General features: G+C 68.6%; 11 protein-coding genes and 2 riboswitches. Of the genes, 8 read left to right on the top strand and 3 right to left on the bottom strand.

Annotated elements, in window-relative coordinates; all coding sequences use genetic code 11:
- Positions 1 to 31 precede the first annotated feature (31 nt).
- From RIL96_RS01810 to RIL96_RS01795, 4 genes are all read left to right on the top strand, one after another.
- Positions 32 to 1,078 carry a DUF368 domain-containing protein gene (locus RIL96_RS01810; protein ID WP_310547281.1) on the top strand — a complete coding sequence of 349 codons (1,047 nt, stop codon included), beginning with the start codon at positions 32 to 34 and terminating at the stop codon, positions 1,076 to 1,078.
- Between the two features lie 67 nt (positions 1,079 to 1,145).
- Positions 1,146 to 1,249, top strand: a riboswitch (glycine riboswitch).
- 1 nt (position 1,250) lies between these two features.
- A riboswitch (glycine riboswitch) is annotated at positions 1,251 to 1,351 on the top strand.
- Positions 1,352 to 1,395: 44 nt separating this feature from the next.
- Positions 1,396 to 4,341 carry an aminomethyl-transferring glycine dehydrogenase gene (gcvP, locus tag RIL96_RS01805; protein ID WP_310547280.1) on the top strand — a complete coding sequence of 982 codons (2,946 nt, stop codon included), beginning with the start codon at positions 1,396 to 1,398 and terminating at the stop codon, positions 4,339 to 4,341.
- Positions 4,342 to 4,375: 34 nt separating this feature from the next.
- Positions 4,376 to 5,500: a glycine cleavage system aminomethyltransferase GcvT gene (gene gcvT, locus RIL96_RS01800; protein WP_310547279.1), complete on the top strand. Its 1,125-nt coding sequence runs from the start codon at positions 4,376 to 4,378 to the stop codon at positions 5,498 to 5,500.
- A 6-nt stretch (positions 5,501 to 5,506) separates the two neighbouring features.
- Positions 5,507 to 6,910, top strand: a complete 1,404-nt coding sequence (locus RIL96_RS01795; protein WP_310547278.1) for an L-serine ammonia-lyase — start codon at positions 5,507 to 5,509, stop codon at positions 6,908 to 6,910.
- A gap of 102 nt (positions 6,911 to 7,012) precedes the next feature.
- On the opposite strand, the gene RIL96_RS01790 is transcribed toward RIL96_RS01795, so the two are convergent.
- Positions 7,013 to 8,245, bottom strand: a complete 1,233-nt coding sequence (locus RIL96_RS01790) for an acyl-CoA dehydrogenase family protein (protein WP_310547438.1) — start codon at positions 8,243 to 8,245, stop codon at positions 7,013 to 7,015.
- Positions 8,246 to 8,500: 255 nt separating this feature from the next.
- Here RIL96_RS01790 and RIL96_RS01785 point away from each other — a divergent pair, with 255 nt between their 5' ends.
- From RIL96_RS01785 to RIL96_RS01770, 4 genes are read left to right on the top strand one after another with little or no spacing between them, the layout of a single operon-like run.
- A complete protein-coding gene (locus tag RIL96_RS01785; protein ID WP_310547277.1) occupies positions 8,501 to 9,571 on the top strand; it encodes an iron-siderophore ABC transporter substrate-binding protein in 1,071 nt (356 codons plus the stop codon).
- A complete protein-coding gene (locus RIL96_RS01780; protein ID WP_310547276.1) occupies positions 9,568 to 10,554 on the top strand; it encodes a FecCD family ABC transporter permease in 987 nt (328 codons plus the stop codon). Before RIL96_RS01785 ends, RIL96_RS01780 begins: the two co-directional genes overlap by 4 nt.
- Before the next feature lie 5 nt (positions 10,555 to 10,559).
- Positions 10,560 to 11,612, top strand: coding sequence for a FecCD family ABC transporter permease (locus RIL96_RS01775; protein ID WP_310547275.1), 1,053 nt, complete (start codon positions 10,560 to 10,562; stop codon positions 11,610 to 11,612).
- Complete coding sequence (locus RIL96_RS01770; protein WP_310547274.1) at positions 11,609 to 12,445, top strand: ABC transporter ATP-binding protein; 837 nt, start codon at positions 11,609 to 11,611, stop codon at positions 12,443 to 12,445. Before RIL96_RS01775 ends, RIL96_RS01770 begins: the two co-directional genes overlap by 4 nt.
- Positions 12,446 to 12,450: 5 nt before the next feature.
- On the opposite strand, the gene thiD is transcribed toward RIL96_RS01770, so the two are convergent.
- Together thiD and RIL96_RS01760 are read right to left on the bottom strand one after the other, a co-directional pair.
- The gene (gene thiD, locus RIL96_RS01765) at positions 12,451 to 13,278 is read right to left on the bottom strand and encodes a bifunctional hydroxymethylpyrimidine kinase/phosphomethylpyrimidine kinase (RefSeq protein ID WP_310547273.1); all 828 of its coding nucleotides are present in this window, start codon (positions 13,276 to 13,278) and stop codon (positions 12,451 to 12,453) included.
- A 30-nt stretch (positions 13,279 to 13,308) separates the two neighbouring features.
- Positions 13,309 to 13,881: a hypothetical protein gene (locus RIL96_RS01760; protein WP_310547272.1), complete on the bottom strand. Its 573-nt coding sequence runs from the start codon at positions 13,879 to 13,881 to the stop codon at positions 13,309 to 13,311.
- Positions 13,882 to 13,912 lie beyond the last annotated feature (31 nt).

Genomic DNA, 13,912 nt, shown 5'->3' with positions numbered 1-13,912 from the left:
AGAAGTCTATGCCGTGGAGGTCACCCCCGCCATGTCTGCGCCGGAACCAGCGTCCGCCTCAGCGCCTGAACCCGCCTCAGCGCAGGATCCTGCCTCAGCGCCGGGCTCGGTCCCCGAGCAGCGCCGCACCTCAGTGCCCGGCAACGCCCTGCGCGGGGCGCTGATCGGCACGGTGGAGACAGTGCCCGGTGTCTCCGGCGGCACTGTCGCGCTGGTGGTGGGGATCTACCACCAGATCATCGACTCCGCCTCCCACGTGGTCTCAGCCGTGCGCCGCCTTCTGCTGGGCCCGGAGCGACTTCTGGGATTCCGTGAGGAGCTCGCCGGTGTGCAGTGGAAGGTCGTACTGCCGGTCGCGATCGGGATGCTGCTGGCCGTGTTCTCCGTCGCCGGGCCCGTCGCCGATGCCTTCGAGGCTCATCCGGAGAGGATGCGCGGACTGTTCTTCGGCATGGTGCTGGCCTCAGTGGCCGTGCCGGTGCGGATGATCCTGCATGATCTGCGCAGCCGCAGAGCCCGCGCCGGCGCTGCTGGAGAGGCGACCTCACACCTGCGGCTGCGCCCGTACCATCTGTTGGCCGGGGTGGCGGCGGCCGTCGCGACGTTCCTGCTGGTCTCCTTGCCCCCTGCCGACGTCGAGGCCCACCCGGCGGTGCTGGTCCCGGCCGCCGCCGTCGCCGTCTCCGCGCTGGTGCTGCCCGGGCTGTCCGGTTCCTTCCTGCTGCTGACCTTCGGCCTCTATGAGCCCACCCTGCGTGCCGTGGACAACCGAGACCTCGGATACCTGAGCATCTTCATGCTCGGCATGGTGCTGGGCATGATCGTCGTGGTCAAAGTGCTCAAGTGGCTGCTCGAACACCGCCACACCATCACGATGGTTGTGCTCACCGGTGTCATGGTCGGTGGGCTGCGTTCGCTGTGGCCCTGGCAGGACGAGATGCGCCGGGTCTTCGCGCCCTCCGGCGAGGTGGGCCTGATCTTCGGGCTGATGGCGCTCGGGCTGGTCGTCGTCGCAGCTCTGGTGTGGCTGGATGCCCGTCTGGTCGCCGCTCAGGAGCGAGAGGCGCGGACCACCTAGAACCCCGGCTCGTGTCCCAGGCCACAGCGCTGTGGCAGAATGGGCCAGAACTGAATACATCTGCCACGTCCTCTGCGCGGGAGAGTCCGTGCGGCCGTTGTCGGCCGCACGGCGCCGAAGGAGCAATCTCCTCCCCAGGAACCTCTCAGGCACCCGTACCGTGCAGGGGTGGCAACTCTGGAAAGCGGTCCGCCCTCATGCGGACCCACCGGCGGTGCAAGCCTTGCCGAACAGGCAGGGTCAATCTCTCAGGTCCACCACAGAGCGGGGAGGATGCACACCCTGGCATCCGCCATGCGTACTGGAGGCACCTGAACATGACCGAGACCACCGACGCCCGCCCGGAGAACAGTTCCGCCGCGGCCCAGCATGCTGTCCCCGAGGGTTTCGCCGCCCGCCACATCGGCATCGGCTCCGAGGGTGCGGCGCAGATGCTGCAGACCCTCGGCTATGACTCGCTCGCCGCCCTCGTCGACGACGCCGTCCCCGCCTCCATCCGTCAGCCGGGAGCACTTGAGCTGCCCGCCGCGCTCACCGAGGCCGAGACCCTGGACGCGCTGCGTGGATTCGCCGCCCGCAACCAGGTGATGACCCAGATGATCGGTCAAGGCTTCTACGGCACCCACACTCCGCAGGTGATCCTGCGCAACGTACTGGAGAACCCGGCCTGGTACACCGCCTACACCCCCTACCAGCCCGAGATCTCCCAGGGTCGGCTCGAGGCGCTGCTGAACTTCCAGACTATGGTCGCCGACCTCACCGGCCTCGACATCGCCAACGCCTCCCTGCTCGATGAGTCCTCCGCCGTGGCCGAGGCCATCCTGCTGATGCGCCGGGCCAATAAGAAGAAGGCCGCCGGGCGGATCGTCGTCGACGCCGACACCTTCCCCCAGACCCTCGACGTCGTCCGGGGCCGGGTGGAGCCGCTGGGACTTCAGATCGACGTGGTGGACCTCGCCGCCGAGGGCCTGCCCGAGGGCGAGATCTGTGGTGTGGTGCTCCAGCAGCCCGGTAACTCCGGTACGTTGACCGACCACTCCGGGCTGATCGCCGAGGCCAAGGAGCGCGGTGCGATGGTCACCGTCGCCGCCGATCTGCTCGCACTCACCCTCATCACCCCTCCCGGGGAGCAGGGTGCCGACATCGCTGTGGGCAGCTCCCAGCGCTTCGGCGTCCCCCTGTTCTTCGGTGGACCGCATGCGGCCTATATGGCGGTGCGCTCGGGGATGCAGCGCCAGCTGCCCGGGCGGCTGGTCGGCGTCTCCGTCGATGCCGAAGGCCGCCCCGGCTATCGGTTGTCCCTGCAGACCCGTGAGCAGCACATCCGCCGCGAGAAGGCGACCTCCAACATCTGCACCGCCCAGGCGCTGCTGGCCGTGGCCGCGTCCATGTACGGGGTCTACCACGGACCCGAAGGACTGACCCGGATCGCCGGTGAAGTCCACGCCAAGGCCCGGGCACTCGGGAACGCGCTGCGGTCAGATGGCCTCGAGCTTGTCGCCGAGGACTACTTCGACACCGTTCAGGTGCGGCTGGAATCTGAGCAGGTGGCCGCAGAGGTCGTCTCCGCCGCCGCGGAGCAGGGCATCAACCTGCGCCGGGTGGAGGCACGGACCGTCGGCGTCTCCGTGGACGAGACCACCACCGAGGCGACGCTGCGCACCGTGCTGGGCGCCTTCGGAGTCCACGCCGAACTGCGCGTACAGAGCACGGAAGAGGGCACCCAGAACAGCGTCCCGGAAGCGCTGCGCCGCACCAGCGCGTTCATGACCCACCCGAACTTCCACGCCATCCGTTCCGAGACCCAGATGATGCGCTATCTGCGCCGGCTGGCCGACCGGGACCTCGCGCTGGACCGCACGATGATCCCGCTGGGCTCCTGCACGATGAAGCTCAACGCCGCCACGGAGATGGAAGCCATCTCCTGGCCCGAGTTCGCATCGATCCACCCCTACGCGCCGGAGGAGCAGACCGAAGGATGGCGTGCACTGATCGCCGACCTCGAGGACCGGCTGACCACCATCACCGGCTACGCGCAGGTCTCCATCCAGCCCAACGCCGGATCCCAAGGCGAGTACGCCGGTCTGCTGGCCATCCGCGACTACCACCGCGCCCACGGCGAGTCCGACCGTGACATCTGCCTGATCCCCGCCTCCGCGCACGGCACCAACGCCGCCTCCGCCGTACTGGCGGGGCTACAGGTCGCCGTCGTCGCCACTGCGGACGACGGCACGATCGATGTGGATGACCTCGCTGCCACGATCCAGAAGTACCCCGGCCGGGTGGCGGCGATCATGCTCACCTACCCCTCCACCCACGGGGTGTACGAGGAGAACGTCCGTGAGGTCTGCCGGACCGTCCACGAGGCCGGCGGGCAGGTCTACGTCGACGGAGCGAACCTCAACGCGCTGGTCGGCCTCGCCCAGCCCGGCGAGTTCGGCGGCGACGTCTCCCACCTGAACCTGCACAAGACCTTCTGCATCCCGCACGGCGGCGGAGGCCCCGGTGTGGGCCCGGTGGCCGTGGCCGAGCACCTTCGGCCCTTCCTGCCCACCACCTCCGTGGGGCTGTGGGCCCATGACCCGGAGGCCGACCAGGCTGCCGACGCCGTAGCCGACGGCGCCCCGGTGACCGCCACACCCTACGGTTCGGCCGGGGTGCTGCCGATCTCCTGGGCGTACCTGGCACTGATGGGCGGCGAGGGGCTCACCTCGGCCACCGCGCACGCGCTGCTGAGCGCGAACTACATCTCCCGCCGACTGGCTGAGCACTACCCGACCCTCTACACCGGTGACACTGGGTTGGTCGCCCACGAGTGCATCATCGACCTGCGCGAGCTGACCAAGGCCTCCGGAGTGACCGCCGAGGATGCCTGCAAACGGCTCATCGACTACGGCTTCCACGCCCCGACGCTGGCGTTCCCGGTGGCCGGGACGCTGATGGTCGAGCCCACCGAATCCGAGGACATCGACGAGATCGAACGGTTCATCGAGGCGATGGTCGCCATCCGTGCCGAGATCCAGGAGATCACCGACGAGAAGATCGCCCTGGAGGACTCCGCGCTGCGGCTCTCCCCGCACCCGGCCGCCGTCGTCGCCTCCGAGACCTGGGACCGGGCATACTCCCGGGAGCGGGGAGCGTTCCCGGTGGCCCGGCTGCGCCAGGACAAATACTTCCCTCCGGTCTCCCGGATCGACGGAGCCCACGGGGACCGCAACCTGGTGTGCTCCTGCCCGCCTCCCGAGGCCTTCGAGATCGACTGACGCGCACCGACCACCGAACGGACTGAGGAACACTATGAGCACCGATCCCCAGCGCACCGCCCTCTACGCTGAGCACGAGGCCCTGGGCGCCTCCTTCACCGACTTCGGCGGCTGGGCCATGCCCCTGAAGTACAGTTCTGAGCTTGAGGAGCACCGCGCCGTGCGTGAGGCCGCCGGACTCTTCGACCTCTCCCATATGGGGGAGGTGCGCATCGTCGGCCCCGACGCCGCGGTCTTCCTCAACACCGCCTTAGTCGGCAACCTGGCGCAGGTCGCCGTCGGCAAGGCGAAGTATTCGATGATGTGCACGCAGACCGGTGGCATCGTCGATGACCTCATCAGCTACCGGATCGAGGAGAACGAGTACCTCGTCGTACCCAATGCGGCGAACCGGCAGCGGGTTGTGGCAGAGTTCGAGAAGCGCGCCGCCGGTTTCGACGTCGAGATCTGGGACGAGACCGAGGGCATCGCGCTCATCGCCGTGCAGGGACCGAACTCCCAGGCGATCATCTCCTCTCTGGTGCGCCAGGATGAGGTCACCATCGTGGAGAACACTCCCTACTACGCCGCGGACACTGTCACCATCGGCGGTGACCAGGTGCTGCTGGCCCGCACCGGATACACCGGGGAGGACGGTTTCGAGCTCTACCTCCCGGAGGACCGGGCCGGAGCCCTATGGAGGGCGCTGCTGGCCGGCGGCGAGGACCACGGGCTGACCCCCTGCGGGCTGGCCTGCCGCGACTCGCTGCGCCTGGAGGCCGGTATGCCGCTCTACGGCAACGAGCTCACCGAAAACACCACCCCGTTCGAAGCCGGCATCCCCATCGTCGCGCTGTCCAAGGAGGAGGACTTCGTGGGCCGGGCAGCGCTCGAACAGGCCAAGGCCGAGGGGCTGGGCAAGACGTCCGGGCGCCGACTGGTCGGGCTGAAGGGTCTGGGCCGACGTGCCGGACGCGCCGGGTATCCGGTGGTGCACGAGGGCGCCAACGTCGGGGTGGTGACCTCCGGGCAGCCGAGCCCGACTCTGGGATACCCCATTGCGATGGCCTCTGTGGATGTGGCCTACACCGAGCCGGGCACGGTCCTGGACATCGACGTCCGCGGCAAGCCGCAGCCGGTGGAAGTCGTCAAACTGCCCTTCTACCGCAGGGAGACGTGATCCCTCATGGCGATCAGCATCTTCGACCTCTTCAGCGTGGGCATCGGGCCCTCCTCCTCCCACACTGTGGGTCCGATGCGCGCGGCTCGGCGGTTCGTCGCCGAGCGGCTCGCCGAGGTCGAGTTCGACGGCCTGCGCGTGGACCTCTACGGCTCGCTCTCGGCCACCGGGCAGGGCCACGGGACCTTCGAGGCAGTGCTGCTGGGGCTCGAAGGCTGGGACCCGGAGACGGTGAAGCCCGAGGACGTCGACGGGCGCACTGAGGCGATGCGTCAGAGCGGGATCGTGCAGGTCGGTGCCCAGCTGGGCCGCCACACAGACGTCGCGCTGCGGGTGGAGGATTTCGTGCAGCGGCCGCTGACATTCCTACCCCAGCACTCCAACGGGATGACGCTGACCGCGCGGCACGGGGAGCAGGAGGTCGCCTCGGAGACCTACTTCTCAGTGGGCGGCGGCTTCGTCGTCACCGAGGCAGAGGCTGAGGCGGAGTCGCTGGGTGCGGTGGTGGAGACCACCGCTGATGCAGTGCCCTACCCGTTCACGACTTCGGAGGAGCTGTTCAAGCACTGCCAGCGCACGGGGCTGCCGGTCTCGGAGATCATGCTCGCCAATGAGCTGACCAACCGGACCGAGGAGCAGGTGCGGACCGGTGTGCAGCACATCTGGGACGTGATGGAGGAGTGCAAGAACTCCGCGCTCACCAGGACCGGTCAGCTGCCCGGCGGGCTGAAGGTCAACCGCCGGGCGCCGGGCTGGCACGAGCGGCTGTGGGAGCAGGATCCCGAGCGCAGCCACGCCTATTGGCAGGAGTGGGTGAACCTGGTGGCCCTGGCCGTCAACGAGGAGAACGCCTCCGGGGGACGAGTGGTGACTGCCCCGACCAATGGTGCCGCAGGGATCATCCCCGCCGTCGGGTTCTATGCCACCCACTACGGGCCGGGGGCGACGTTCTGCAGCCCGGAGGACAAGGAGCGCAACGTCTTCCGCTACCTGATGACGGCGGCCGCCGTCGGTGTGCTCTATAAGGAGCAGGCCTCGATCTCCGGAGCCGAGGTCGGCTGCCAGGGTGAGGTCGGTTCAGCCGCCTCGATGGCGGCCGGGGGACTGTGTGAGGTGCTCGGCGGGACACCGCAGCAGGTGGAGAACGCCGCGGAGATCGCCATGGAGCACAACCTAGGCCTGACCTGCGATCCGATCGCCGGGCTGGTGCAGGTGCCGTGCATCGAGCGCAACGCCATCGCTGCGACGAAGGCGATCAACGCTGCACGTATGGCGCTGATGGGTGACGGCGAGCACCGGGTCTCGCTGGATGAGGTCATCGTGACCATGCGGGAGACGGGGAAGGATATGTCCTCGAAGTATAAGGAGACCGCCCAGGGTGGGCTGGCGGTGAACGTCGTGGAGTGCTGACTCACCTTTCTTGAACGTGATCGAGTCCCCGATTCCCGACGCATCTCGGGCCGTTTTCGGCCCGACACGCTGCGGGAATCGGGGACTCGATGCAGGTGAGGATCAGGCGAAGGCGGAGAACCCGGTGAGGTCGCGGCCGACGATGAGACTCTGCACCGATTCGGTGCCCTCATAGGTGTGGATCGCCTCGATGTCGGCCATATGGCGGATGACCTTATTCTCCAGCAGAATGCCGTTGCCACCGAGCATGTCCCGGCCCACCTGGGCGATCGCGCGGGCCTTGCGCGTGTTGTGGTACTTCGTCAACGAGGCCTGCGGACCGGTGAGGCGGCCCTCGGCGTCGAGCTCAGTGGCGCGACGGGCGTGCAGCTGCATCGAGGTCAGCTCAGAGACCATCCATGTCAGCCGCTCCTGCACCTGCTGGAACTGGCCCAGCCGCTTGGAGAACTGCTCGCGCTGACGGGCGTAGTTCAGCGCAGTCTCAGTGATCGCCGCCGCGTGGCCCACGGCAGACCAGGCCACTCCCAGCCGGGTGGCGAAGAGCACCTCTGAGGCCGAGGCGAAGGAGACGGAGCCGGGCAACACCGCCGAGGCCGGGACCTCGACGTCGTCGTAGGAGATCAGGGCCTGATCGATGGCGCGCAGCGAGGCCTTGCCCCGGATCACCTCGGCCGAGTAGCCCTTCGTGGCCTGATCGATCATGAAGCAGCGCACCTTGCCGTCGAACTCGCCTCCGGAGACGCGCGCCCAGGTGAAGGTCAGCCCGCCCGAGGCGCCGTTGCCGATCCACTTCTTCGCCCCGTTGATGACGTAGTGGCCGTGGTCCTCGTCGCCGATCAGAGTGGCTGTGGTCTCCAAGGAGACAGAGTCCGAGCCGTGGGTCGGCTCGGTCAGGGCGAAGGCGCCGAAGGTGCGCCCGGTGGCCAGATCCGCGAGATGCTCAGCCTTCTGCTCCTCGGAGCCGAAATAGGCCAAGGTCCGCATGGCCAGGCCGCCCTGAACGCCGAGCATCGTGCCGACGGAGCCGTCGAGGCGGGAGAGCTCCATGTTCACCATCGCCGCCGCCAGCGGGGAGAGAGTGGTGACCGCCTCATCCACCCCGTCGACGTCGACGCCGTCGGTGAGCAGCCCGCGGCGCCCGAGCTCGCCGATCAGGTCGGTCGGGTACTCGCCGCGCTCCCAGTGCCCGGCCATCCGATCATCGAGACCGGAGGTGAACTCCCGGGTCTTCTTCCGCCACTCCAGTGCGTCCGCGGGGAGATCTGCCAGGACGTCGTAGTAGTCGAGGTCCAGCGGGGTGGTGATGTCGTAGACGGGGTCGATGTCCTCGAGCATGGTTCCTCCATTCAGACGGGGCGGCGTGCGGGCGCGACGGATGGCCGTGATACCGGTCATATTACTCACCAGTCACCTGGGAGGGAAGCCGGGCGGTGCGATGGACTGACGACTGCGGCGCCAGGAGTACAGAATTACTTCCCGTCATAGTGACGCAATAAAGCAAGGTTGACCTAATATGTTCCGAGTGGGCGATGTTCTGGACGCAGGCGCCAGGACCGTCCGACGTCGACCGCCTGCTTCGGAAGGGACTCCATGGACCACCAGCACAGTTTCCAGCCCCGTCGCTGCCTCGCCGCGCTCTCCGGGACCGCCGCCTTCGTCCTGGCGCTCAGTGCCTGCGGAGGCGGAGGCGGAGGCGACTCTGATCCGGAGAGCGGTGAGGGCTCCGAATTCGAGGCCGTCGAGATCGAGCACGCCCTGGGCACTGCCAGCATCGAGGACCAGCCGGAGAGGATCGTCACCCTCGGCCAGGGTTCGGCCGAAACCGCCATCGCCTTGGGGCACACTCCGGTCGGTGTCGAGGAATACGCCTGGGGCGCTGACGAGACCGGATACCTGCCCTGGATCCACGAGGCCGTGGAGGAGACCGACGACGAGCTGCCCGAACAGTTCACCGGCGGCACCGAGCTCGATGTCGAGGCGATCCTCGAGCTCGAGCCGGACCTCATCCTGGCTCCCTGGTCCGGCATCACCCAGGAACAGTACGACACCCTCGCCGATATCGCTCCCACTGTGGCCTACCCCGAGCAGCCGTGGACCATCACCTGGGAGGAACAGATCGAGACGGTCGCCACCGCCCTCGGTGAAGCCGACCAGGCCCCCGAGCTCATCGAGGAGATCGAGCAGGAGTTCGCCGACGCCCGCCGCGAAGAGTGGTCTGAGTACTCCTTCTCCTTCATCTACAACGACGGCCCCGGCACTCTCGGAGTGTTCTTCCCCGACGAGCAGCGGGTCGCCATGGTCCGGGAACTCGGACTCACCGTTGATCCCGTGGTCGAGGAGATGGACGAGTACGAGGTCGAGGGAACCGACTCTGCGATGATCGGCCTGGAGAACGCCGACATGCTTGAGGACTCCGACATCATCTTCACCTTCTACGCTGATGAGGACAACCGTGAGGAGATCGAGGCCCAGGAGCTCTACGCCTCCATCCCCGCGGTGGAGGCCGGCGCCGTCGTCGCCCCCACGGACCAGTCTCTGGTCACCGGCTCCTCCATCATCAACCCGCTCACCGTGCCTTGGGTGGTGGAACGCTACGAGCCGATGATCGAGGAAGCCATCGCCCAGGCGGAGGGTGAGGACTCCGCCGACGACTCCGAGTGAGACCCTGGGCCGTCCCTCTGCTCAGCCTGCTCCTGCTGGCCGCGGCGGCCGCGGCATCGATCGCCTTCGGTGCGCGGGAGAACGAGCTGGCCGCCGTGGTCGAGGTGCTGCGCGGCGGCGGAGATGCCCATCTGCAGGAGGTCATTGCGGCACGCTGGCCGCGCACTGTACTCGGAGCGACGGTCGGTGCCGCGCTCGCGGTCTCCGGAGTCATCATCCAGGGGCTCACCCGCAACCCGCTGGGTGAGCCGGGCCTGCTCGGGGTAACTGCCGGAGCCTCCGCCGCCGTGGTCACCGCGACCGCGTTCCTCGGCATCTCTGCAGGGGTGGGCACGGCCACTGTATGGATCGCGCTGCCCGGAGCACTGCTCGTCGTCGTGGTGGTCTATGTGCTGGGCCGCCCGTCGGGAAGTCCATCGGTGGTGCCGCTGGTGCTCGCCGGAGCGGTGGCCTCGGCGGTGCTCGGCGCCTACATCCAGGCGATGGTCCTCACCCGGCCCGAGGTCTTCGACTCCTACCGGCACTGGGTCGTCGGCTCTCTGGCCGGGGCGAGGTTCGAGACCCTGTGGGCGGTGCTGCCGGCCGTGCTGCTCGGCCTGCTCTTGGCGGGTGTTTTGGCGCCGGGACTGAACACTCTGGCCCTCGGTGACGACGTCGCCCTCTCGCTGGGCGCGCCGGTGACCGCGATCCGTGCCGGAGGCATCCTGGCGGCGACGTTGCTTGCCGCCGCGGCCACAGCAGCTGTGGGGCCGATCGTCTTTGTCGGGCTGGCGGTGCCGCATCTGGTCCGTGCCATGGTCGGCGGCGACCATCGGCACCAGATCCCGACGGCGGTGCTGCTCGGTGCGGCCCTGCTGCTGGGCTCGGATGTGGTCGCGCGAGTCATCGCCCGCCCGGAGGAGCTCATGGTCGGAGTGGTCACCGCGTTCATCGGGGCGCCGTTCCTGCTGGTCGCCGTGCGACGTGGGAGGGCGGGAGCATGAGGCAGATGACAGTCCGCAGAGGCCACGACGGCGAGAGGATGCTCACCCTCGGCAGCCGCCTCGCCGTGCCCTGGACTGAACGCACGGCGGTACTTGCCGCAGGGGCCGTCGTCCTCATCCTCGTCCTGGCGGTGCTCACCCTGGCGTGGGGCCCGCTGGGTGTCGGAGCCTCCGAAGCGGCCGCGCTGATCACCGGGGAGGCTGAGGCCAGCACGCTCTTCGTCCTGGAACGCCTGCGCGGGCCGCGAGTGCTGGTGGCGGTCGGCGTGGGCCTCGCCTTCGGCATCTCCGGGGCGCTGTTCCAGACGGTGACGCGGAACCCGCTGGGCAGCCCCGACGTCATCGGCCTCGGAGCCGGGGCAGGTGCCGGTGTGGCGACGGCGACCCTGTTCTGGCCCGGCCTGGTGCCCGCGCCGCTGGGTGCACTGGCAGGGGCCGCAGCAGCGGTCGGACTGGTGTGGTTCTCCACCGGGCTGGGGTTCGCCTCCCCGGCGCGGGTCATCATCACCGGGATCGGCGTGGCCGCGATGGCGACGGCGCTGACCCAGTACGTCGTAGCCGTGGCGCTGCGGGATTCGGCCTCGCAACTGGCCGCCTACCTCGTCGGCTCCCTGGGCACACGCAGCATGGAGCACGTCGCCGTGATCTTCGCAGCACTAGCGGTGCTGGTACCGGCCGCGGCTGCGCTGAGCCACAGACTCACGCCGATGGATATGGGGGACCAGCTGGCCGACTCGCTGGGCGTCTCAGCAGTGGGCACCCGCACGCGTGCGATCCTGCTCGGCGTGGTCCTGGCCGCAGCTGCGGTCTCCGTGGCGGGCCCCATCGCCTTCGTTGCGCTCTCAGCTCCGCACATCGCACGCCGGGCGGCCCGCACGCCGGGACCGCATCTGGTGCTCTCGGCGCTGGTCGGAGCGGTGATCATGCTCGCGGCGGATTTCCTCGTCCAGCATGTGCCGCTGTTCGAGGGGCTTCCGGTGGGTGTCATCACCGCCGGTGTCGGAGGGGTGTATCTGGGTTATCTGTTGGTCAGCACATGGAGGAGGGCCTCGGGATGAGGAGCGGAGCGCACACAGGGCAGAACGGCGCGGCCAATGGAGGGGCGGGGCCGGGGCCGTCGTCGTTGAGGGCCTCTGGGATCACGGTGGGATACGGGGCGGCACCGGTGCTGGAAGGTCTGGACTTCGAGGTGCCCGCCGGACGCTTCACCGCCGTCGTCGGCCCCAACGGCTGCGGAAAATCCACTCTGGTCAGGACCTTGGCGCGGACGCTGCGCCCGGGCTCGGGACAGGTGCGCCTGGACGGGGTGCCGCTGGCCCGGCACCGCTCGAAGGAGATCGCACGCCGGGTCGCACTGCTGCCTCAGGACCCGGTGGTGCCTGACGGCGTGAGTGTCCGCGGGCTGGTCGCCCGGGGGCGGCACCCCTACCACTCGGTGCTGCGTCAGCGGGTGCCCGGAGACGAGGAGATGATCGCCGCGGCGATGGAGGCCACCGGTGTGGCCGAACTGGCGGCGGAGCCGGTCGCAGGGCTCTCCGGAGGGCAGCGACAACGGGCCTGGATCGCGATGATCCTGGCCCAGGACACCGAGTTCGTGCTGCTCGACGAACCGACCTCTTTCCTTGACCTGGCCCACCAGATCGAGGTGCTGAAGATCTGCGGCAGAATGCGGGAGCAGGGCCGCAGCGTCGTCGCTGTGCTCCATGACCTCAACCAGGCGGCACGTTATGCCGACACGCTGGTGGTCATGCACCGGGGGCGGATCGTCGCCGCCGGGCCGCCGCAGGAGGTGCTGACCACGGTGCTGGTCGAGCAGGTGTTCGGGCTGCGCAGCCAGATCGTCCCGGACCCGCAGGCAGGCACGCCGATGGTGGTCCCGCTGGCCCGGTGAGCGGATCAGCTGCGGCGCAGACCGCCCTGCCACAGCGCGTCGAAGGGAGTGCCGCCCTCCACACGCTGGCGGATGCCAGCGGTCACGAACTCCTTGGCGCGCCGGGCAGCCTCCAGAGGGGCAGCACCCTTGCTGAGCTCGGCGGCCACCGCAGCGGCCAGCGAACAGCCGGCACCGGAGACGGCATGGTCCCCGATCTTCGGCGCCGAGAGGATCTCCGTGGACTCTGAGTCCACGAAGACGTCCACGGCGTCGTCGCCCTCCAGCCGCACACCACCCTTGGCGAGCACGGCAGCGCCGGAATGCCGGTGGATCTCCTCGGCCGCGGCCTGCAGATCCTCCACCGAGCGCACGGACATGCCGGAGAGCTGCTCGGTCTCGAAATGGTTCGGCGTGACGAACGTGGCCAGCGGCAGCAGCTGAGCTTTCAGCGCATTATCAGTGTTCAGCGCGTGGCCGGGCTCCTGGCCCTTGCAGATCAGCACGGGGTCCAGCACCACCTGGCGGGTCTGGCGGAGCCTCAACGCGGAGGCCACAGTCTCGATCGTCTCGGGGGAGCCCATCATCCCCAGCTTGATCGTGTCGAGCTGCTGCGCAGAGTAGTCAGCGAAGATCGCCTCGATCTGATCCGCGATGACCTGCTGTTCGACGGGCACGAACCGGTGGTTCCAGTCGTCCTTCGGGTCGAAGGAGACGATGCAGGTCAGCGCCACGATGCCGAAGGTGCCCAGTTCCTGGAACGTCTTCAGATCTGCCTGGGCTCCGGCGCCGCCGGTGGCCTCAGAACCGGCGATGGTCAGCGTCATCGCCGGGGATGCTGTCGTCTCGTTCATAGCGTCTCCTTCTGTGTCATGGAGCCTGTGTCATGGAGTCTGTGTCATGGAGTTCACAGAGTCCTCTGCGGCCTCGGTGCCCTCGGTGCCTGCCGTGTCCTCAGCATCCTCCGGGTATTCCTGCGTCTGCTCAGCATTCGGATCCTCGATCCGCACCAGCGGCTGGGCCACCCAGCGCCCCAGCCCGAGCAGCACTCCGGCAGGGAACCCGATCAGCGGGATGAGCATCGGCATGAGCCCGCCCACACCGGCGATGAGCACCACCGGTCCGTAGAGCAGCCCGACGAGCACATAACCCAGCACATGGATCACCGGGGAGAGGTGGTGGCGGTAGAGCCAGGTGACCAGCAGAGTGCCGGGAATGCCGATGACGACGGCGGCCCCGCCGATCAGCGGGATCAGCGGAGTGAGGAAACCGTCGGAATCGAGCCCGGGGACGAAGCTCAGCGCCAGCAGCACAGCCCCGGTCATCGCCGTGGGCACCAACCAGGAGACCGCCCAGGCGGTGAGTCCCATCCGGATGCGCGGCCTCGGCGCGGCCTCAGCTCGGCTGCGGTGCGGCCGGACGCGGCGGGCGGACTTCTCGGGAGCGGGTGTGGTCATCGGGCTTCTTTCGAGGACGCGTACGGTGCAG

The organism is Nesterenkonia aerolata, from assembly GCF_031470965.1.
GTDB classification, from domain to species: Bacteria; Actinomycetota; Actinomycetes; order Actinomycetales; family Micrococcaceae; genus Nesterenkonia; species Nesterenkonia aerolata.
Note: the sequence above shows the minus strand (reverse complement) of the source record. Positions and strands in the feature narration are given on the sequence as shown.

Bases quoted from the DNA above. Each gene is read 5' to 3' on its own strand.
- RIL96_RS01810 (WP_310547281.1), top strand. From the start codon at position 32: ATGTCTGCGCCGGAACCAGCGTCCGCCTCAGCGCCTGAACCCGCCTCA.
- gcvP (WP_310547280.1), top strand. From the start codon at position 1,396: ATGACCGAGACCACCGACGCCCGCCCGGAGAACAGTTCCGCCGCGGCC.
- gcvT (WP_310547279.1), top strand. From the start codon at position 4,376: ATGAGCACCGATCCCCAGCGCACCGCCCTCTACGCTGAGCACGAGGCC.
- RIL96_RS01795 (WP_310547278.1), top strand. From the start codon at position 5,507: ATGGCGATCAGCATCTTCGACCTCTTCAGCGTGGGCATCGGGCCCTCC.
- RIL96_RS01790 (WP_310547438.1), bottom strand. From the start codon at position 8,245: ATGCTCGAGGACATCGACCCCGTCTACGACATCACCACCCCGCTGGAC.
- RIL96_RS01785 (WP_310547277.1), top strand. From the start codon at position 8,501: ATGGACCACCAGCACAGTTTCCAGCCCCGTCGCTGCCTCGCCGCGCTC.
- RIL96_RS01775 (WP_310547275.1), top strand. From the start codon at position 10,560: ATGACAGTCCGCAGAGGCCACGACGGCGAGAGGATGCTCACCCTCGGC.
- RIL96_RS01770 (WP_310547274.1), top strand. From the start codon at position 11,609: ATGAGGAGCGGAGCGCACACAGGGCAGAACGGCGCGGCCAATGGAGGG.
- thiD (WP_310547273.1), bottom strand. From the start codon at position 13,278: ATGAACGAGACGACAGCATCCCCGGCGATGACGCTGACCATCGCCGGT.
- RIL96_RS01760 (WP_310547272.1), bottom strand. From the start codon at position 13,881: ATGACCACACCCGCTCCCGAGAAGTCCGCCCGCCGCGTCCGGCCGCAC.